The 18,531-nt window shown below is 64.0% G+C and carries 19 protein-coding genes; 9 read left to right on the forward strand and 10 right to left on the reverse strand.

Going from position 1 to position 18,531, the window contains the following annotated elements; genetic code table 11:
- Positions 1-93: 93 nt before the first annotated feature.
- Genes ACWGTO_RS24405 through ACWGTO_RS24415 form a run of 3 tightly spaced genes read left to right on the forward strand, consistent with a single transcriptional unit; the run spans position 94 to position 2,626 of the window.
- A complete protein-coding gene (locus ACWGTO_RS24405) occupies positions 94-975 on the forward strand; it encodes a metal ABC transporter solute-binding protein, Zn/Mn family (RefSeq protein ID WP_454577355.1) in 882 nt (293 codons plus the stop codon).
- Between the two features lie 42 nt (positions 976-1,017).
- Entirely contained in the window at positions 1,018-1,812 is a 795-nt protein-coding gene (locus ACWGTO_RS24410) for a metal ABC transporter ATP-binding protein (protein ID WP_454577356.1), read from the forward strand.
- Complete coding sequence (locus ACWGTO_RS24415) at positions 1,796-2,626, forward strand: metal ABC transporter permease (RefSeq protein WP_454577357.1); 831 nt, start codon at positions 1,796-1,798, stop codon at positions 2,624-2,626. Before ACWGTO_RS24410 ends, ACWGTO_RS24415 begins: the two co-directional genes overlap by 17 nt.
- An 867-nt stretch (positions 2,627-3,493) precedes the next feature.
- Here the strand turns inward: ACWGTO_RS24415 and ACWGTO_RS24420 are convergent.
- Entirely contained in the window at positions 3,494-3,847 is a 354-nt protein-coding gene (locus ACWGTO_RS24420) for a cupin domain-containing protein (RefSeq protein WP_454577358.1), read from the reverse strand.
- 220 nt (positions 3,848-4,067) lie between these two features.
- Here ACWGTO_RS24420 and ACWGTO_RS24425 point away from each other — a divergent pair, with 220 nt between their 5' ends.
- Positions 4,068-6,023, forward strand: a complete 1,956-nt coding sequence (locus ACWGTO_RS24425; protein WP_454577359.1) for an acyltransferase family protein — start codon at positions 4,068-4,070, stop codon at positions 6,021-6,023.
- Between the two features lie 179 nt (positions 6,024-6,202).
- Here the strand turns inward: ACWGTO_RS24425 and ACWGTO_RS24430 are convergent, their stop codons facing one another.
- Positions 6,203-7,084 carry a transglutaminase family protein gene (locus ACWGTO_RS24430; protein WP_454577360.1) on the reverse strand — a complete coding sequence of 294 codons (882 nt, stop codon included), beginning with the start codon at positions 7,082-7,084 and terminating at the stop codon, positions 6,203-6,205.
- Positions 7,085-7,242: 158 nt separating this feature from the next.
- A complete protein-coding gene (locus tag ACWGTO_RS24435; RefSeq protein WP_454577361.1) occupies positions 7,243-8,751 on the reverse strand; it encodes a glycosyl hydrolase in 1,509 nt (502 codons plus the stop codon).
- Positions 8,752-8,825: 74 nt separating this feature from the next.
- Here ACWGTO_RS24435 and ACWGTO_RS24440 point away from each other — a divergent pair, with 74 nt between their 5' ends.
- Complete coding sequence (locus tag ACWGTO_RS24440) at positions 8,826-8,996, forward strand: hypothetical protein (protein ID WP_454577362.1); 171 nt, start codon at positions 8,826-8,828, stop codon at positions 8,994-8,996.
- Between the two features lie 33 nt (positions 8,997-9,029).
- Here the strand turns inward: ACWGTO_RS24440 and ACWGTO_RS24445 are convergent, their stop codons facing one another.
- A complete protein-coding gene (locus ACWGTO_RS24445) occupies positions 9,030-9,881 on the reverse strand; it encodes a hypothetical protein (RefSeq protein WP_454577363.1) in 852 nt (283 codons plus the stop codon).
- Positions 9,882-10,061: 180 nt separating this feature from the next.
- Here ACWGTO_RS24445 and ACWGTO_RS24450 point away from each other — a divergent pair, with 180 nt between their 5' ends.
- Together ACWGTO_RS24450 and ACWGTO_RS24455 are read left to right on the forward strand one after the other, a co-directional pair.
- Positions 10,062-11,357, forward strand: a complete 1,296-nt coding sequence (locus tag ACWGTO_RS24450; protein WP_454577364.1) for a DUF763 domain-containing protein — start codon at positions 10,062-10,064, stop codon at positions 11,355-11,357.
- Between the two features lie 235 nt (positions 11,358-11,592).
- Positions 11,593-11,901 carry a hypothetical protein gene (locus tag ACWGTO_RS24455; RefSeq protein ID WP_454577365.1) on the forward strand — a complete coding sequence of 103 codons (309 nt, stop codon included), beginning with the start codon at positions 11,593-11,595 and terminating at the stop codon, positions 11,899-11,901.
- A 65-nt stretch (positions 11,902-11,966) separates the two neighbouring features.
- Here the strand turns inward: ACWGTO_RS24455 and ACWGTO_RS24460 are convergent, their stop codons facing one another.
- The 3 genes from ACWGTO_RS24460 to ACWGTO_RS24470 form a co-directional block, all read right to left on the reverse strand.
- Positions 11,967-12,566 (reverse strand): DUF6456 domain-containing protein, encoded by a 600-nt coding sequence (locus ACWGTO_RS24460; protein WP_454577366.1) that lies wholly within the window; start codon positions 12,564-12,566, stop codon positions 11,967-11,969.
- 243 nt (positions 12,567-12,809) lie between these two features.
- Positions 12,810-13,499: a GcrA cell cycle regulator gene (locus ACWGTO_RS24465; RefSeq protein ID WP_454577367.1), complete on the reverse strand. Its 690-nt coding sequence runs from the start codon at positions 13,497-13,499 to the stop codon at positions 12,810-12,812.
- Between the two features lie 81 nt (positions 13,500-13,580).
- Positions 13,581-13,922: a hypothetical protein gene (locus ACWGTO_RS24470; RefSeq protein ID WP_454577368.1), complete on the reverse strand. Its 342-nt coding sequence runs from the start codon at positions 13,920-13,922 to the stop codon at positions 13,581-13,583.
- An 80-nt stretch (positions 13,923-14,002) separates the two neighbouring features.
- Between ACWGTO_RS24470 and ACWGTO_RS24475 the strand changes: the two genes are divergently transcribed.
- Together ACWGTO_RS24475 and ACWGTO_RS24480 are read left to right on the forward strand one after the other, a co-directional pair.
- Positions 14,003-14,665, forward strand: coding sequence for a LexA family transcriptional regulator (locus ACWGTO_RS24475; protein ID WP_454577369.1), 663 nt, complete (start codon positions 14,003-14,005; stop codon positions 14,663-14,665).
- Between the two features lie 78 nt (positions 14,666-14,743).
- The gene (locus ACWGTO_RS24480) at positions 14,744-15,856 is read left to right on the forward strand and encodes a tetratricopeptide repeat protein (RefSeq protein WP_454577370.1); all 1,113 of its coding nucleotides are present in this window, start codon (positions 14,744-14,746) and stop codon (positions 15,854-15,856) included.
- Positions 15,857-15,946: 90 nt separating this feature from the next.
- On the opposite strand, the gene ACWGTO_RS24485 is transcribed toward ACWGTO_RS24480, so the two are convergent.
- From ACWGTO_RS24485 to ACWGTO_RS24495, 3 genes are read right to left on the reverse strand one after another with little or no spacing between them, the layout of a single operon-like run.
- Complete coding sequence (locus ACWGTO_RS24485; protein WP_454577371.1) at positions 15,947-16,951, reverse strand: ABC transporter substrate-binding protein; 1,005 nt, start codon at positions 16,949-16,951, stop codon at positions 15,947-15,949.
- On the reverse strand, positions 16,948-17,730 hold the full coding sequence (locus ACWGTO_RS24490) for an ABC transporter ATP-binding protein (protein WP_454577372.1): 783 nt from the start codon (positions 17,728-17,730) through the stop codon (positions 16,948-16,950). Before ACWGTO_RS24490 ends, ACWGTO_RS24485 begins: the two co-directional genes overlap by 4 nt.
- Positions 17,727-18,524 carry an ABC transporter permease gene (locus ACWGTO_RS24495; protein ID WP_454577373.1) on the reverse strand — a complete coding sequence of 266 codons (798 nt, stop codon included), beginning with the start codon at positions 18,522-18,524 and terminating at the stop codon, positions 17,727-17,729. Before ACWGTO_RS24495 ends, ACWGTO_RS24490 begins: the two co-directional genes overlap by 4 nt.
- Positions 18,525-18,531: the final 7 nt, after the last annotated feature.

An 18,531-nucleotide genomic window follows, 5' to 3' on the forward strand; every position in this document is an offset into this window, starting at 1 on the left:
GCTTTCAACGCAAACGTTATATTGTTACTGTAATACAGTTACACAGCCCCGCCTCTCCGGCGACGTACCTTTCAGACTGCAAGGAGACCACGGATGCGTTCCATTCCCTTTCTCGCCGCGCTGCTGGTTGCGGTGCCGCTGCTGACCGGCACGGCCGCCCGTGCCGAAGACAAGCTCACCATTGTGGCGGCGGAGAATTTCTATGGCGACCTCGCGCGCCAGATCGGCGGCAGCAATGTCACCGTCACCAGCATCCTGGCCAATCCCGACGACGATCCGCATCTGTTCGAGACCAGCCCGTCGACGGCGCGCACCATCGCCGACGCCAAGATCGTCATCTACAACGGCGCCGATTACGATCCGTGGATGGACAAGCTGTTGTCGGCCTCGACCAGCAAAGACCGCACGACGATCGTTGCCGCCGACCTGATCGGCAAGAAGTCGGGCGACAATCCACATCTGTGGTACGACCCGGCGACGCTGCCGGCGATCGCCAAGGCGCTGAGCGCCGATCTTGCCAAGCGCGATCCGGCCAATTCGGTGCACTACGAAGCCAATCTCAAGGCCTTCCAGACCTCGCTCGAGGCGATCAACACGGAAGTCGCCGACGTCAAGAAGGCCTATGCCGGCACCGGGGTGACCGCCACCGAGCCGGTGTTCGGTTACATGGCCGAAGCGCTCGGCCTGAAAATGCTGAACTATGATTTCCAGGTGGCCCTGATGAACGACGCAGAGCCGAGCGCAACCCAGGTGGCCGCGTTCGAGAACAGCCTGAAGGATGGCTCGGCCAAGATCCTGTTCTACAATTCGCAGGTGACCGACGAGGCAACGACAAGGCTGCTCGACATTGCCAAACAAAACAAGGTAACCGTCATCGGCGTCACCGAAACCGAGCCGGCGGGACAGACGATCCAGTCCTGGTTCGGCGGCCAGATCGACGCGGTCCAGAAGGCACTCGCCGCCCGCACACAGTGAACGTGACTACCAATGAACGTGACTGCCAATGAACGTGACTGAATGAACGCAATCGAGTTTGACAAGGTCACGCTGACCTATGGGGGACGCCGGGTTTTATCCGACGTCTCCTTTTCGATTCCGCAAGGCGCCTTTGTCGGCCTGCTCGGCGCCAATGGCGCCGGCAAGACGACGATGCTGCGCGCCATACTCGGGCTGATCAAGCCGGCCGGCGGCGCCATCTCGGTGCTCGGCAAACCGCCGACGCGCGGCAATGCCGCGATCGGCTACATGCCGCAGGCACGGCGTGCGCCTGGTGATGTCGGCATCAGCGGCCTCGACTTCGTGCTGAGCGCCGCGGGCGGGCATCGCTGGGGCTGGCCGGTCGCGTCTGCCGCCGAGAAGGAGGCCGCCTGGAAGGCGCTCGAAGCGATCGGCGCCACCGATCTTGCGCGGCGGCCGCTGGCCGAACTTTCCGGCGGCGAGCGTCAGCGCATCCTGATCGCCCAATCGCTCATCGGCGATCCGCAAATGCTTTTGCTCGACGAACCGCTGATCAGCCTCGATGCCGCGCACCAGCGCGCGATCATCGATCTGGTGCATGAGATCGGCGAGCGGTTGGGCATCGCCGTGCTGTTCTGCTCGCACGAGATCAACCCGCTGCTGCGCGCCGTCGACCGCGTGCTCTATCTCGGCAACGGCAATGCGGCGATCGGCTCCGTCGACGAGGTCATCAGCGGCCCGGTGCTGTCGAAACTTTACGGTACCCACATCAATGTGGTGCGGGTTGCCGGCCGTATCTTCGTCATGGCCGACGATGTCGAACTGGAGAGCGGGGCGCATGTCCACGATCTTTGACTATGAATTCATGCGCAACGCTTTCTATGCCTGCACCATTGTCGGCATCGTATCCGGCGCGGTCGGCTACTTCCTCGTGCTCAGGGGCCAGACCTTCGCCGGCCATGCACTTGCCCATGTCGGCTTTCCCGGCGCCACCGGCGCCGGACTGATCGGCCTGTCGCCGTTTTTCGGCCTGACCGTGTTCACCATCGTCGCCGGCATCGGCATCGGCCTGCTCGGCGAGCGTGCGCATCGCGACGTCGCCATCGGCATCGTGCTGACGCTGTCGCTCGGTCTTGGCCTCCTGTTCCTGCATTTCTACACCGCCTTTGCCTCGCAGGCGACCAACGTGCTGTTCGGCAATGTGCTGGGCATCAGCCTGCGCACCGTCATCGTGCTTGCGGTGCTGGCGGTGGCGATCCTTTCCGCTTTGGTGCTGATCGCCCGGCCGCTGCTGTTCGCCAGCCTGCAGCCGGAACTGGCCGAAGCGCGAGGCGTGCCGATCACCCTGGTCTCGATTCTGTTCATGGTGCTGGTCGCCGTCGCCACCTCCGAGGCGGTGCAGATCGTCGGCGTGCTGCTGGTCTTCGCACTGATGGTGGCGCCCGCCGCCACCGCGCTCAGGCTGACCAGCGGCGTCGCCGCCGGCGTGCTGGCCTCGATCGCACTCGCCGTGGTCATCGCCTGGATCAGCCTGTCGCTCGCCTTCCTGACAGACTGGCCAACGAGCTTCTGGATCACGGCGCTGGGCGCTGCCGCCTATGTCATCAGCGGCATGGCGCGGCGCTCCTCAGCGGCGCCGAAGCCTCGATTGGCCGACGGCAATTCATGACCGAACCCTCGGCGTGACAGACCGGCGTGACCGGCTTGCGGGCCAAAAGTGACCCAGGGGCAAATACACCCAAAAAAAGTCAGGTTGAAAACCGCCTTTCCTGAAACGTTTCAGCCGGGAAAAACAAATCGATTCAAGCGCCTAGATGACGACCTGCAGGTGGCATTTCGCTTAGCCCCGAGCTCTCGAAAAGCCCGGAAAACCGCCATTTCCACCACTGTTCGCAGCGACGAATGGCGCCCGCGCGCCGGATTTGAAAAGGCGCCGGCAGGGGTGAAGATCGACCGTCCGGCACCTTGGCGGCCGCCGTTGACAGGTCGCGGGGATGCATGCGTATACCAAGCCATGGGTCACGCCATGGCCGTGGCGGTTGAGACGGGGCTGGGGGGTTTCGTTACAACAGCATTGACGGCCCGGCGCCGGACGAGCGGCATGCACTCAGCGGAGTGCGCCGCTCGCTCTTGGCTAACGCGCCGGCGACCCGACAGCAGCTCGACGAAAAGTTCCAGGCGTTGGCGGCCAAACCTACCCGCGCGATCTGGGTTCAGGCTTGTCCGACGTATCCGATGGATTTGCTGACAGTCTGGCGGAACGCTGATCGTCAAGCTGATCGTGACGTCGCACCGCCTTCTTCTTGGCCTCAGCCGCAACAGCAGTGCCAGTCAGCTTCGGCTTTGCCGCAATCGCATAGTCGGCTCTATTCGTTCGGTAGTCCGTTGGAGTGGCCATCTGTTTTTGATACTCCTGATGGACATAAACGCGGTCGAGCGCCAAGACGTTCCAACTGCTGTAGGGCCCTCACCGGCGACTGGCACCCCATCGTCCTCTCGGCAGACGACGTCGATCAGGCAAGCCTGACGACGTCGATCAAGCAAGCTTGACGACGAAATGCTTGGTCACCGGCTCGAGGATCTTCCAGGTGCCCTTGAAATCGGCTTCGACCACAAACGCATCGCCGGGGCCAACCTCGACCGGTGTGCCGCCATCCGGCGTGATGATGATGCGGCCGGCGATCATGTGTACGAATTCGTAGTCGGTGTAGGTGGCGTGGTAAGTGCCGGGCGAGGCCCGCCAGGTGCCCGACATCACCTTGCCGTCTGCGGTGGTGTGCTGCACGGCGGTCTGCATGGTCGGGCTGCCCTCGACAGCGACCCAGCCCGGCAGGTCTTCGCCATCAGCATGCTCGACGGCGCCGAATTTGAGGATGGTGGTGTTGGTCATGGAGGGCTCCGTTCTGCCGGCATTGGCTGCCGGTTGGATAGCCGATGCCCATGAGAGGAGCAACGCCCGCGGTGAGCCAAAGCTCCCTCTACACGGGAAGATTGGCAGTTGATCTCCCCTTATGTTGCACTGCGTTAGATTTGTTGCATTGCGATATCGGCGCGTGGGGCCGACCCTTTGCCAGGGTGGGATTTTAACGAACTACACGAGGTTTTCGATCGTGTCAGCATCGTTCCGGCCTGATATCGAAGGGTTGCGTGCACTGGCGGTGGCGGGCGTGATCGCCTTTCATTTCGGCCTCAGTGGACTGCCCGGCGGCTTTGCCGGCGTCGACATATTCTTCGTCATCTCGGGCTATCTGATTACCCGCCACCTGCTCGCCGAACTCAGCGAGACCGGCCGGCTGAACCTGTGGCGCTTCTACGCCAGGCGCGCCCGGCGGCTCTTGCCGGCGTCGCTGTTCGTCATCCTTGCGACGCTGGTGGCCGGCGCCTTCATCCTGTCGCCGGAGGAACAGTCGCTCTATTCCAAGGGCGCCATGTACGCCTCGGCCTACATGATCAACCTTTGGCTGATCCGCTGGTCGTTCGACTACTTCGCGGCGGATGCGACCAGCAACCCGTTCATCCATTTCTGGTCGCTGTCGGTGGAGGAACAGTTCTATCTCGCCTGGCCGGCGCTGCTGCTGCTGGCGGCATGGCTGCGTCCCGGCAAGCGCGGCGCGATCCTGGTGATCGGCATTGCCGGCCTCATCTCGTTCGCCGTCTGCGCCTGGCTCACCACCATGGCGCAGCCCTGGGCCTTCTATTTCTCGCCGCTGCGCGCCTGGGAATTCGCCGCTGGCGGGCTGGCGACCATGGTGCCGCAGAAATTCTGGCAGGACCGCCCACGTCTCGCCGCGCCGCTGGCATGGCTCGGCCTGGCATTCATCGGCGGCGCCTATCTCAGCTTTACCGAGGACGCCCCCTTCCCCGGCTTCATGGCGCTGATGCCGGTGACCGGCACCGTGCTGTTGCTGCTGGCGGGAGCGGCCGGCGCCAGGAATGGCCCCAGTGCCGGCCTGGCGCTGCCGCCCCTGCAGTGGGTCGGCAAGCTCTCCTACTCGCTCTATCTCTGGCACTGGCCGGTGATCGTCTATGCCGCGACGCTGGTGCCCGAGCTTTCGCCGCTGCAGCGGCTCGGCTGCATGGTGCTGACGCTGGCGCTGTCGCTGTTCACCTACCATGTCATCGAAAACCCGATCCGTCGCAACGGCTGGCTGATGGCCAACGCGGCGCGGGCGCTGGTGCCGGCTGTCCTCCTCACCGGCACCGGCGTCGCAGCCGCCTACGCCAATGCCAGGCTGGTCGTCCACGATCTCGACCCGCAGCAGCGCAGCATCGCCGCCAGTGCGGCGCGCCCCTCCACTGCCCGCAAGGCCGGCTGCGTTCTCAGCTATGAGACCGTGACGCCAAAGCCTTGCATGTTCGGCACCAGAACCGCGGGGCATACGATTGCACTGTTTGGCGACTCGCACGCCGACCACTGGTCGACGCCGCTGATCGAGGCGGCTGAGAAAAACAACACCAGGGTCGTCACCTGGCTCAAATCATCCTGCCGGGCCTCGCGGATGACGGTCTGGGTGAGCAAGCTGAAACGCGACTACACCGAGTGCGACCAGTGGCGCGAGCGATCGATCCGACAGATCATCGCCGCGCGGCCGAGCCTGGTGGTGATTTCGGAGATCGCGCAGTCGAGTTTGCGCAAGATGTCGGTCGGCATGCAGATGCCCGAAAGCCGGGATGCCGAGGCGCGGGCCGGCCTGCGCGCGACGCTGGAAGCGTTCAGCCGGGCCGGGCTGAAGGTCGCCTTCATCCGCGACGTGCCGTTCAACGACGACCATGTCGACACCTGCGTGGCGCGCGCGCTGTGGCGCGGGCAGACGCCGTCGATGTGCGACCAGAAACGGACCGAGGCCGCCAACGACGCCGGCGCGGCGATAGAGCGCGACATCGTGCGCACGGTGCCCGGCGCCAGCTACATCGACCTGACCAACCAGTTCTGCGACCGGAACACCTGCCACGCCTTCATCAACGGCAAACTCGCCTACCGCGACCGCCACCACCTGGCGACACCGTTTGCGGAATCGCTGGAACCGGTGGTGGAGAAGGCGGTGGTTGAGAGGGTGGTGAGATGAAAACAGCGGGGGCGCTGGCGGCCTGACCTTTCTCCTCGAGGGACGGGTCACATTGATCCGATCTGTCCCCTCCCGGATCGGGCAAATGCGGGTGAGAGGTGTTCCCCAGGCTGGAACACATCTCACCCGGCTCCAGCCTGTCGGCAGCCACGCCAGGCCGGAGAACCCGCCGAGGGCGCCTATGCGCCGGTTTCCTTGGCCACCTTCACATCAACGGTCATCCCCAGAAAACTCGAGGCACTGCCGGAGTAGCTTCCAGAAAGCGGTATGGCTTGTCGAGGATGCCGGGCCACGGCCACCCTGATCAAATCCCGGTTGCCGACAATGCCATTGGTGGGATCGAACTCGACCCAGCCGGCGCCAGGCAGGTAGACCTGGCACCAGGCATGCGTCGAGCCTCCGCCGCGCACATCCGCACTGTCGCGGCTCGGCACATAGACGTAGCCGGTGACGAAGCGGGCGGCGAAGCCGAGCGAGCGAACCGCCTCCATCATGAAAAGCGCAAAGTCCCGGCATGTGCCTTTGCGCAGATGCAAGGTCATCAGCGGCGGCTGCGTCCCGGTTTCGAACCGCCGGGAATAGACGAAGCTCTCGTGGATGGCATAGCAGAGCGTCATCAGCAATTTGCCGGTCTCGGTGTGTCCCGTGGCACTGACGAACTGTCGCGCCCATTTGCCGACCTCGTCGTCGTCGTCGAGATGATGGCGCTCCATGGTCTGAGCGAGGTCGGCCGCCTCGTCGGGATCGTAGGAGAATGGATAAATCAGCGCGGTCTCATCGATGCGGAAATCGGGCGCATGCTGCGGCGTGTGATCGAGCCGGATGTCTGTGGCGAAACGGAGTTCCTTGGCCGAACCCTCGAAATCGATCACCGCAACGCAATTGCCAAAAACGTCATGGATCCAGCCAACCGCCTTCGGTTCGGGGTCCACGGACAAAGCATGGTCCAGCAGCCGCTGATCGAAACTGTCGCGCGGCCGACACATCACCCGATGCTCGCCAAAGCTCACGGGCTGGCGATAGCGATAGACGGTCGTGTGCTTGACTGAAAAAATCGGCATCGGCACTCGTCGTTAAATTCACCTGCGGCGCGATCATATAGTGTTTTCCTCATACTTCCGATGGGTCCTGGTCGGAGCCGACCCGACCTATTCCGCTGAAGGCGCCCCCTTCCGGGATGAGTCGCGAAAGAGCGACGCCTTGCCGAGAGACGGCTCCATCATTGCGTGCTGGGTGAAAGCGCGATGACAATCGGATGGTCGCTGAGCGTAATTTCGAGCGAACGCACGTTGCTCAGAGTTTGGACCGGCTCAACGCCAATTGTTGGATCGTAGGTTCTTACCGACGCGCGCGTGTCGCCAAAATGGACCGTCACGCGGTCTTGGCCGCTCAACCGTTCGTCCCACACGACGAGTTGGAACGTGCCGTCGCTGTGCTGCAGGAGCAGATCATGAACGGTCTCGGGTTGGTCTGCGATCGTGAAGTCGAGCTGGCCGGGTTTGGCGAGGATACCTCTGTCCGCCAAAATCGCAGTAAGGTTGTGAAGGTAGATCGCCGCCTTGCGGGGTGAATAATCCGCCTTGTAGAAGCCGAAAGATTGGTTGCCGCCTTCGTCAGTACGGTCCCGCAACAGATAGACCGATGTATAGGCGTAGCCGCGCTTGAACTGCGCGAGGTACAAGCTCATCAAATTCAAGCCGTGCATTTGTTCCGTGACCGCACCTCCGATGGTGGTCCCGGTCTCGGTCGTGACACGCGGCAGCGTATCGAGTTGCTCCTGGGTGTAGCCCCGAAACCCTCTCGCCCATGTCACGCCGAAATTGCCGAATAGCCCGTCCACCCTGGATGCGGCGGTTGGATCGGCAGCGTGCCACGTCTTGTTGTCGGCCGGATACGGCGAATGTGAGTGATAGATGTAGTTGTGCACATTGGCGTAGTCGGCATACGTCGTGCCGTCTGGCATCCCGGTTCCGGCGCCGGGCGGGATCGTAAGGAACTGAAGCCCGACATTGTCTTTCTGCGCGCCGGATTCCGAGATCGACCAGACAGGATATTTCGCGAGCACAGGATCACTTTTGACGGCCTGGTACAGATCGCGCTGAAGCTTTGCGACGGCCATCCACGAGCGCTCGCTGCCGCCGCCCTTCTCGCCCTGATAGGTGACACCCCAGTTGTTCGGCTCGTTGTTGCCCTCGAATGCGAGCAGCGCGCCGGCTTCAGCAAGCACCTTGCCTGTTTCGACCAGCTTCTTCAGATCTGTCCCACCACTGACAAATCCCCAATTCAGGCGCACGCCGGTTTCGCGATGCAGATCGAGAAAGGTTTGGATGGTTGTGGGGCCGTCGTCGCTCAGACCTTCTATTCCCGCCCTTACCCATCGAAAGCCGCAATAGCGGACCATGTCGATCGTTCTGTCCAACGGCTGGCCTCGATCGGGGAATGTGGTAACGACGCCGATGCTATTGAGAAAGTCGTTCGTCGCAATGGCGGTTTGGGGCGCTGCAAACGAATGGCCGGGGGGCACCACAGCCAGCGCCAACCAGGCGACGACGAGGGAGCAATGCATTTTGGAAGGGGTGATCATCACCTGAGCCTCACTAACCCACATCTCGCCATAGCGCATAAGCCGGTGCTCGCGAAAGCTCACCTTCTGGATGTAGACGGCGGTGTGCTTGACTGAAAAATCGGCATCGGCTTCTGTCGGGAAATTGGCCCGCGGCGCAATCATACGGTGTTTTGGGCATGCGTCCGATGGCGCATGTTTTGGGGGCGTGCGCGCGTGTTTGCGATACAAGCTGCCCTTTGCGGCCAGATGGCGCAGGCGCCATTCCCAAGGCCAGCTATGTGACCAACCAGTTCTGCGACGCCAAGACCTACCATGTCTTCATTGGCGGCCGGCTCGCCTACCGCGACCGCCACCATCTGTCGACGCCGTTTGCGGAATCGCTGGAGCTGGAACGGGCGCTATTTTAGGAGGGGACGGTAGAATGAAGAGAATGGACGGCGCTACCCGCCCCGCCCCATCATCCCCTCGAACCCATCCGCCAAATTCGCCGCCGCTTCCACCAGCATCGAGCGCACGCTTTTCGGGCGGCCGGGCGTCGTGTTGGCGTCGAGCAGCACTGGCTGGCCCTGGTGGATGACGAAATCGAATTTGCCGTAGTCGAAGCCGAGTTTTTGGCGCAGAAGGCGCAATTCGTCGGGCACCGGCACCGGCTCGCGCCTTATCGTCTCGGAGGCTTTGACCACGGCGTTGGGCGAAACATAGCGCGCGCAGCGTTCGCGCGTTCCGCAGAACACCCAGATGCGGGTGCCGAAACCATCGGCGACGATTTCCGGGATGAATTTTTCCACCACCAGATCAGGCCGTTCGAGCAGCTCTGAGGGCACGTCGCCGCGCGTGGCGAAAACTTCGTAGTGGGGCATTTCGCGAGCGCCGGGAAAGGGCAGTTCGCGGCCGTGGCGCGCGGCGCGCAGATTGAAGCGCGCTTCGGGCAGGCCGTGGTGGTTGAGGTTGCTCTTGACGATCACCGGCCCGCGCCAGCCGTCGCCGTCGCGCAGCAGCGCCCGGCTGATGCGGCGCTTGGAAATGTCGGTGACGCCGAGATTGAGGCACAGCGGAAAGCGGCCGGCATAGTCGACACAGTCCTGCGGCACGACGGTGGCGTCGACACGCAGGATGGCGCAGTCGGCATCGGGCGGGTGTGACAGGCCGCGCAGCCGCGTGACACGGTGTCCGCGCCGCTCGAGCTCGGCCAGGATGTCGAACAGCATGTACGGGCTGTCGCGCCGGCGCAGCGGGCGCCACGGCGTCTCGAACCGGTCATATTCATGCGTGACCACAGCGATGTGCGCCACGTGTGCTCCCCCAAGCGGCGACGCGCATATTCAAACGGTTTTGGTGGGATCGCAAGGATGGGTGCCGGCGGGGACAACCGAGCGAAAGGCGCTGCGCCTGCCCGGCTTGCAAATCTCAACCTAAATGCCATCTAGATCACAGGCGCACCGCCGGTGCGCCGTCATCCATGGAGGCAAAACTTGACGCAGCGAAGCGGCAGTGCGGACCTGCCGCTGCATGGCGGGCGGGTTCCGAAATGGCTGGGCGATCGCATGACGCGGCTGGGCGCGGTGCTGTGCGGGGCGATCATCCATCACTATGGCCGCGACGAGCTGTTGCGGCGGCTGGCGCATCCTTTCTGGTTCCAGTCCTTCGGCGCCGTCATGGGCATGGACTGGCACTCGTCGGGCATCACCACCTCGGTCGTCGGCGCGCTGAAGCGCGGGCTGAACCCGATGTCGCGCGAGCTCGGCATCCATGTCTGCGGCGGGCGCGGCGCGCATTCGCGCAAGACGCCGCAGGAACTGGCGGCGATCGGCGAGCGCGTCGGCATCGATGGCGCGGCGCTTGCCACCGCCAGCCGCCTGGTCGCCAAGGTGGACAGTGCGGCCGTGCAGGACGGCTTCGACCTCTATCTGCACGGCTTCATCGTCACCGACGACAGCCGCTGGGTGGTGGTGCAGCAAGGCATGAACGGCGACAGCCGCCAGGCGCGGCGCTACCACTGGCTGTCGGAAGGGCTCACCAGCTTTGTCGACCAGCCGCATGCGGCTATCGAGGGCGAGACCCAGGGCGAGATCGTCAACCTGACCGACCATCGCGCCGAGCCATCGCGGACCGGGCAGCTCGACCTGTTGAAGACCATGAGCCCGGAGCAGATCCTTGACGAGCTTGCCGTGCTGGAGCCGCCGACGAAAGCGCCCGCGAAACCAGCCGTGCAGCCGATGCTGCCCAATCTGGTGATGCCGGCACACCACGACGTGCGCGAGAGCGACATCGTCATGCACCGGCTGCACGGCAACATCTCGGCCGCCATCGAAAGCGGGCCGACGGATTTTCCCGAGCTGCTGCTGGTGCCTGGCGTCGGCGCGCGCACGGTGCGGGCGCTGGCCATGGTGGCCGAAGTGGTGCACGGCGCGCCTTGCCGCTTCTCCGATCCGGCGCGCTTCTCGCTCGCCCATGGCGGCAAGGACCGCCACCCCTTCCCGGTGCCGCTGAAAGTCTATGACGAGACGATCGCGGTGCTGAAATCGGCCGTCGGCAAGGCAAAGCTCGGCCGCGACGAAGAGCTTGGCGCGCTGCAACGGCTGGATGGCGAAGCGCGGCTGCTGGAGCGCTACGTCACTGGGCCGAGCCTGAAGGAGATTGTCGCCGGCGAGTTCGACCAGTCGCATCTGCTTGGCGGGCGCAGTGTGTTCGGGTGGGAGAAGGCGCCGGATGCTGGCGAGGCGGCGAAGCCAGACAAGAAAGGCGCCTGGAGCAGATTCAGAGATTGATTCACTGAACCGCCCCAAGTGCTTGTTTTTATACGGTCCCTTGCTGGTTCACATGCTGGGTTGATGGCTGGGACAGCTAAGGGTTCAAGATCTAAGGATGATGCTGACAGGTGGCTACGGTGGCTACCCTCATCCCGCGTGCACCCGAGCGCAGGGTTGTTCACATCTTGCAAAACTTTGGAACGAGGTTGCGTCTCGGGGATTGTATTAGATCAACCTTGAACAGGAGGCAGCCATGAAAAAGCTCCTGCTTGCTTCGATTGTCGCTATCGCCGCAGCCTCGGCGATGGTCGTCCCGGCGAGTGCCGGCGGGCGGGTCGTGATCGGCATCGGTAACGGCTACTATGACGATTACAATGGCGGATATCGCGACTATTACGGCGATCGCTACGCTCCTCGCCCCTATTATCAGTATGATACCTACGACAACAGCTACAGGTATCACAGGTACCACAGGCATCATCGCCGCTGCCATATAGAGCTGGTCAAGCATTGGCGCCATCACCACAGGATCATTGAGGAAATCCGCGTTTGCGAACGGTGATCCGATAGCGTGAACCGGGCCCGGCCGGCATCTGTCGGCCGGCCGCTCGCCTGTGCGGACTGGCCTTATCGCGGCTTGCGCATCAGCATCATCCCGTAATGCACGGCCAGCAGGTCGAGCCCGACCTTCAGCAGCTTCACCACCACATCCCGCCCCTCGCCGGTGCGCTCGGCGAGCGACTTCACCGACTGGCCTTCGAGGCAGATCTGGCGCACGGCGTCAGCCAGTTCCCAATGCGCCAATGCGGCATTGGCGCCGGCATGGGCGCGGCCGGTGTTGAGCATGCGGTCGGGAATGCCGCCATTGATGCGGCTTGAATCGACGCGTTCTTCCCACGGCATCGGCCGCAGCCCTTCGCGCGAGGCGCGCTCGAAATCATCGCGAAAGCGCTGACCGGCCTCGCGCTGCTGGCGCGTCAGCGAGGTGATCCCCACCAGCGGATCGACATTACGCACCCGCACGATGCCGCCGGTCGTGGTGTAGCCGCCATTGGAGACCTCGTAGACGCGACGCGCCTCCTCGGTGCCGACGCTCAGCCGCTTGCGGCCGAAGCGGTCGTCCTTCAGCGCGAAGTCATGGCCGATCTCGCGGCGGATACGCACCTGCTCGGCCTCGTCCTTGGGGAGTTTTGGCGGTTTTGCTTTCTGCGCGGCTTTTCTGCTCATCGGGTGGTCCTTGTTGGGATTTGTGTTGAGCTGGACTTGGGTTCCTCGCCCCATGAAATGGGGAGAGGTGGCGGCGAAGCCGAGATGGAGAGGGGCAGCGCGGCGGCTGTGAACCAACTCTCACCGAGCACGAAGCCCTCGTCCCTCACCGGTTCTGGCTTCGCGGACGTCCCCCTCTCCGTCTCGGCTTCGCCGAGCCACCTCTCCCCCGCGTTGCGGGGGCGAGGAACCGAGCCTAGCCGCCTAAACCACCTCGGCCACAGGCCGGTGGAAGCGCGCCTGATGGTAGGCGCAATAGCTCTTCAGAGCCCTTGTGCGCAGGCCGCAGCACAGCATCTCGGGCCCCGACCGGCTGCCGGGCGCATCGTTTTCAGGGTCTTCCTCCAGCGTCAGGTCGAGCGGCGCGCGGCAGCGGTCGAACAGGCAGTCGATGAGGCGCATGGCGGCGACATGCGGCTGGCGCCCGATGGCGGCAGGGCGCGGCGCCGGGATCTTGAAACGGTAGATTTCGCCATCCACCACCAGCCGCCCCTCACCCGGGATCGAACGTGCCGGCCGAGACGACAGTGGCTTGGCCAGTGGCTGACGGACCGGTTCGGCGACCGGCATGGTTGGTATTGCGTGCTTCGAAGCGTCTGGCCGCCTTGCGAGCGTGCCCTGCTGCACCGGCGCGGTCTTCCTGGCCGTAGTCTCGTTATCCGCAGTCTTCCGTGTGGCATTCTTCCTGGGCCGGCCGCCGGATCGGCCGCCCTTGGGATTGGCGAAGCCGATGGTCTTCAGCGCAGCGTTGCGGTGGACGATGCCGATGATGGCGTTGCGCGAGACCGGGCTGCCGCGCAACGCCGTAAAGCGGACGGCGATCCTGGTTGCCGACAGGCCGTCTTTCAACCAGACGGCAATCTCCTGCAATTCGGTGTCGGTATAGGCAGTCATGTCGGATCCATTGATTTGCGCGCAAAGGCGAGCGCTCGGCCTGACGGCCGGGCAGGTTCAAAAGAGTGTGGTTTGATGTCGTCAGGCGGCCGGCAGGGCGCCGGCGACGAGGTTTCGCAATGCGGCTTCGGCCGCCATCCTGGTGAGGCCGGAAACCGCTCTGCCCGTCAGCCGGTCGAACAGGATGACGGTGCCGTCTTCGGTGCGGATACAGGAGACGCCGCCGGCATCGGCGGCGCCCTGAGGCAGAGAGGTGGCCGGAGCCGGGAGAGGAACGGCTCCGGCCACTCCGGTCGACAGGGGGAGTTCGACCGGATCCGGGGCAAAAGCCCCGGTTTGCGTCCGGACCGGGGAGGAGGACAGCCCGGACGATTGGAGAAAGCTTACGATGCCTGCGGAAACGCTTGCGGTTTGTTCGATCATGCGCTAAGCGTACGATATGTACGAAACGCACGCAAGCGAAATCGTACAATACGGACGATAATTTTCAGGCAATTTGTACGATGCAGGAACCGAAGCACAGATTGCAGCAGGCACGGGCGGAGGCGGGTTATGCCTCGCCGAGCGATGCCGCGCGGGCATTGCGCGACATCAACAAGAACACGCTGATCAGCCACGAGAACGGCAACCGGCCGCTGTCGCGCAAGGCGGCGGAGAAATATGGCCGCCTGTTCGGCGTCGATCCCGGCTGGCTCTTGTTCAATGGCGAGGGCGGCAGCCTTTCGGGCGGCCATTTCGGCTTTGACGAGGCGGGCCGGCAGATCCCGATGCCGTCGCTGGCCACGGTCGACGTGCCCATCGTCTCGTGGATCAGCGCCGGCGAACTCGGCAGCCAGGACATGGTGGTCAATCTCAGCGATTATCCGACCATCCCCACCACCGATCTCGAGCAGGGCCAATGGATCGCGCTGCGCGTCGACGGTCCGTCGATGAACAAGATCTCGCCGCCGGATTCGATCATCTTCGTCAACCTCAGGGACAAGCGGCTGGTGACCAATGGCTGCTACGTCATTTCGGACGAAAGCGGCCAAGCCACCTACAAACGCTATCGCCCCAACGAGAACCCGCCCTTCCAGCCGGCCTCGTACATGGACATCCCGCCGCCGGCGCTGGAAGGCGCCATCACCATCATCGGCCGGGTGAAGCGCTCGATGATCGATATGTGAGGGGCTACAGCCGCGGCACCGCTTTGCCTTCGGCCTCGAAATCTGAACGTTGCTCTTTCTCGACGCCGCAATTTCTGCTTGCATGGCAAGCAGCCGTCGGTGTCGGCCGAGGTCAATGGTTTTCGGGGGAGAACCGGCGAAATGACGAACCGGGAAGGCGTGGGCGAAAGCCGGCTGATACGGCTGGTGCGAAAATGGCGCCTGCCGCTGTTGCTGCTGCTGACCGGCCTCGTCGCGGTGGACGTCCGCGGCGCGATGGGGATCGCCGCCAATCTCACCTATGCGGCCTGCATCGGCAATGCGGCCGACCCCAGCCGGCGGATCGAAGCCTGCACGCAAATCATCGATAACCAGGCCGACGCTCCTGACAAGCGTGCGACAGCCTACTTCAAGCGCGCCTACGCCTGGTCCATGGAAGGTGATCTCGACCGCGCCATCGCCGATAGCGACCAGGCGATAGGCCTCAATCCTGAATACGCATCCGCTTACTACAACCGAGGCTACGACTGGGCCACGAAAGGCGATTACGACCGGGCCATTGCCGATTATGGTCAGGCGATCGCCTTCGACCCGAAAAGCAGCGCTGCTTACAACAACCGAGGCCTTGCCTGGTCGTACAAGGGCGACAATGACCGGGCCATCGCGGATTACAACCTGGCGATCATCGCCGATCCCAAGAACGCATCCGCATACCTCAACCGGGGCGGCGCATGGGCGGCGGAGGGTGCCTTCGATCACGCCATCGCCGACTACAACCGGGCCATTGCCCTCGATCCGACACTCATCGGGGTCTATGAAAACCGTGGCCTGAGCTGGGGCGGCAAAGGCGACTACAACCGCGCCATCGCCGATTTCAACGTGGCTATCGGCCTCGATCCGAAACGCGCCTACGCCTACTACGGCCGGGGCCTAGCCTGGTCAAACAAGGGCGACGACGACCGCGCCATCGCCGACTACGACAAGGCCGTGGACCTCGACCCGAAGTTGGTCGATGCCTACTACGCGCTGGGCCTCGCCTGGGCGCACAAGGGCGACCACGACCAGGCCATCGTCGACTACGACCAGGCAATCGCGCTCAATCAGAAATCCGCCGATTTCTACAACGCCCGAAGCGCCTCCTGGAAGGCGAAGGGGAACCGCGAACGCGCCGAGGCCGACCGGAAGACGGCGGCAAGCCTCGGAGGGAAGTAGTTGCCAGAAAGGAAGGTCGCGTTCCTTCGCACCCCCCTCTGACCTACCGGCCATTTCCCCCGCAAGGGGGGAGATCAGCAGTTCGAGCCCTTACGCCAGAAACTCGTTCGTGAAATACGCTCCAAAGTCCGGTCGCTCCTTCAGCGCCTTGCTGTCGGCGTCGAGCAATATTCCGGCGTTGAAGAGGTAGGTTCCGATCGCCTCGATCTTGGCCTTGTCGATGGTGCCGATGACGCCGGCCTCGCTTCTGAGGAAGTGCCCGTCGACCAGCATCTTCAGCGAGGCGTGGATCAGGACCGGGTCGGTCAGAGCATCCTTGTTGGAAGCGACCAGGAGATCGCTGGCTTCCTGCGGGTGGTCGACGGCAAACTGATAGCCGCGCCGCGTTGCCTCGACGAAGGCCGACGCCGCCTTCGGGTTTGCCTGGAGATAGGCATCGCTTGAGGCAATGAGGGTGGTGTGCTCGTCGGGCACGCCGTAATCGGCGTAGCGGAAGCTGCGCTGCCTGATGCCTTTCAGTTCGGCATCGACGCCTTCCCAGGTCGAGACCTCCAGCGTGAAATCGACAGAGCCGTTGGCCAGCGCCTCATAGGCCGAGGTGCCGAGCGTCACCGTCTCGAAACTGCTCTTGCCGCCATCGTGGCGGATGATGGTCGAGATCAGCGTGTTTTCCCAGGCGCTGCCGAAGCCGCCATAGGTCAGGCCGTCAAGATTCCTAGGGCTCTTGATCTCGCTGCGATCCGCGTTGAAGACCAGCCGACCGGTCTCCTGCTGCACCACGGCGTAGACCGCCTTGAGATCGGCGCCGGCGGCGCGCTGGGTGAACAGGCCAACGCCGGCAATGCCGAAATCGGCGACGCGGCTGGCGACCAGCGTGCCGGCGCCGGTGTCGCCATAGGGCAGGATGTCGACGTCGAGCCCGGCCTCGTCGTAGAAACCCTTGTCGCGGGCCACGAACAGGCCGATGTGGTTGGTGTTGACGGTCCAGTCGAGCGCGACGGTGATTTTTTGCGCAGCCGCATGAGCGCGCGAGGCCAGCGGCAGTCCGGCAGCCAGCGTCAAAAGCAGGGCTTGCCGGCGGGTGAAGTCGGTCATGATGATCTCCTTTGGAGGGTCTGCGGGAACGAGGCTCGGTCAGCCCCGGGATTGAGCAGCGTGTCGAGGATTTCGGCTTCGAGCACCGCTGCCTGGCACGCGGCATCGCCGCCGGTGGCGCGCGGGCGTGGCAGCGGCACGGCGATCTCGCTGATGATGCGGGCTGGCCGCGCCGACAGCACATAGATGCGATCGGAGAGGTACACGGCTTCGCGCACATCATGGGTGATCAGCAGCGCCGTCCAGCGGTGGCGCCGCCACATGCCTTCCAGCCAGCGCTGCATGGCCATGCGTGTCAGCGCATCCAGCGCGCCAAAGGGTTCGTCGAGCAGCAGCATGTCGCGCTGTTGCACCACGGTGCGCAAAAGGGCGGCGCGCTGGCGCATGCCGCCGGAGAGTTCCGCCGGCCAGGCGCACTCGAAGCCGGCAAGGCCGAATTCGGCAAACAGCGGCGCGACCTGCTCGCGAGCGGCCCGGCGTGGCACGCCCTGCACTTCCAGCCCCAGCGTCACATTGTCGATGACGCGCCGCCACGGCATCAGCGCATCGCGCTGCGGCATGAAGGCGAACGGGCTGCCCTGCAATCGCGCGCCGTCGAAGCGCATGTCGCCCTCGCCTTTCAGCGCGCCGATCAGCACTTGGAACAGCGTCGACTTGCCGGCGCCGGAGGGGCCGAGGATGGAGACGAACTCGCCGGCCGCGACATGGAGCGAAATGCCGGCAAGCACCTCCAGTGCACCGAAGTTTTTTCTGACGTCGCGGAGTTCGAGACGCGTCATTGGCGGCTCTCTCCCGAAGGCTTGCGGTCGCGGCTCTCGTTCCCGGCATTTTCCCAGGGCATGGCGAGGCGCTGGATGAGCACCGCAAGGCCGAACAACGCAAGCGTGAGCGCCGCGCTGACGGCGACGGCGGCCAACACCAGATCGGGGCGAAAATTGTTCTTGGCGTTGAGCATGTAGATGCCCAGCCCCTTCGCCGCGCCCGCATATTCGGCGAAGATCGCGCCGACCACGGCATAGGTGATGGAGATGCGCAGCCCGGCGAAGAAATAGGGCAGCGCCGAAGGCAGCCGCGCCAGCCAGAAGGTGCGCCAGCGCCCTGCCCCCATGGCGGCGAGCATCTGGGAAATCTCCTTGCTCGTCGCGGCGAACCCCTCGACCAGCGCCACCATCATCGGGAAGAAGGTGACGAGCGCGACCAGCAGGATCTTTGGCATCAGCCCGAAGCCGAACCACAGCACGATGAGCGGCGCGATCGCCACCAGCGGCAAGGTCTGGCTGACGATCAGCAGCGGGAAGAGCGCGCGGCGCAGCGGGGCCAAGAAATCGACCAGCGCCGACAGCACGAAGGCAGCCACCAGCGAGCAGGCAAAGCCGGCTGATGTGGCGCGGATGGTGGGAAGCGTGTTTTCGGCGAGTGCTGCGCGATTATCCCAGGCCTGCAGCAGCACGCGCGACGGCGCCGGCAGCATGGTGGGCGCTGCGCCGCCATAGCGGGCATAGCATTCCCACGCCGCGAGGAGCAGGGCGAAGGAAAGGGCGGCGGGTGCAGTTCTGGCGATGACTGAGGCCACAGCTGAT

The organism is Mesorhizobium sp. PL10 (assembly GCF_053714315.1).

Bases quoted from the DNA above. Each gene is read 5' to 3' on its own strand.
- ACWGTO_RS24415 (WP_454577357.1), top strand. From the start codon at position 1,796: ATGTCCACGATCTTTGACTATGAATTCATGCGCAACGCTTTCTATGCC.
- ACWGTO_RS24405 (WP_454577355.1), top strand. From the start codon at position 94: ATGCGTTCCATTCCCTTTCTCGCCGCGCTGCTGGTTGCGGTGCCGCTG.
- ACWGTO_RS24460 (WP_454577366.1), bottom strand. From the start codon at position 12,566: ATGAGCAGAAAAGCCGCGCAGAAAGCAAAACCGCCAAAACTCCCCAAG.
- ACWGTO_RS24490 (WP_454577372.1), bottom strand. From the start codon at position 17,730: ATGACGCGTCTCGAACTCCGCGACGTCAGAAAAAACTTCGGTGCACTG.
- ACWGTO_RS24475 (WP_454577369.1), top strand. From the start codon at position 14,003: ATGCAGGAACCGAAGCACAGATTGCAGCAGGCACGGGCGGAGGCGGGT.
- ACWGTO_RS24470 (WP_454577368.1), bottom strand. From the start codon at position 13,922: ATGATCGAACAAACCGCAAGCGTTTCCGCAGGCATCGTAAGCTTTCTC.
- ACWGTO_RS24430 (WP_454577360.1), bottom strand. From the start codon at position 7,084: ATGCCGATTTTTTCAGTCAAGCACACGACCGTCTATCGCTATCGCCAG.
- ACWGTO_RS24420 (WP_454577358.1), bottom strand. From the start codon at position 3,847: ATGACCAACACCACCATCCTCAAATTCGGCGCCGTCGAGCATGCTGAT.
- ACWGTO_RS24465 (WP_454577367.1), bottom strand. From the start codon at position 13,499: ATGACTGCCTATACCGACACCGAATTGCAGGAGATTGCCGTCTGGTTG.
- ACWGTO_RS24485 (WP_454577371.1), bottom strand. From the start codon at position 16,951: ATGACCGACTTCACCCGCCGGCAAGCCCTGCTTTTGACGCTGGCTGCC.
- ACWGTO_RS24435 (WP_454577361.1), bottom strand. From the start codon at position 8,751: ATGATTGCGCCGCGGGCCAATTTCCCGACAGAAGCCGATGCCGATTTT.
- ACWGTO_RS24410 (WP_454577356.1), top strand. From the start codon at position 1,018: ATGAACGCAATCGAGTTTGACAAGGTCACGCTGACCTATGGGGGACGC.
- ACWGTO_RS24455 (WP_454577365.1), top strand. From the start codon at position 11,593: ATGAAAAAGCTCCTGCTTGCTTCGATTGTCGCTATCGCCGCAGCCTCG.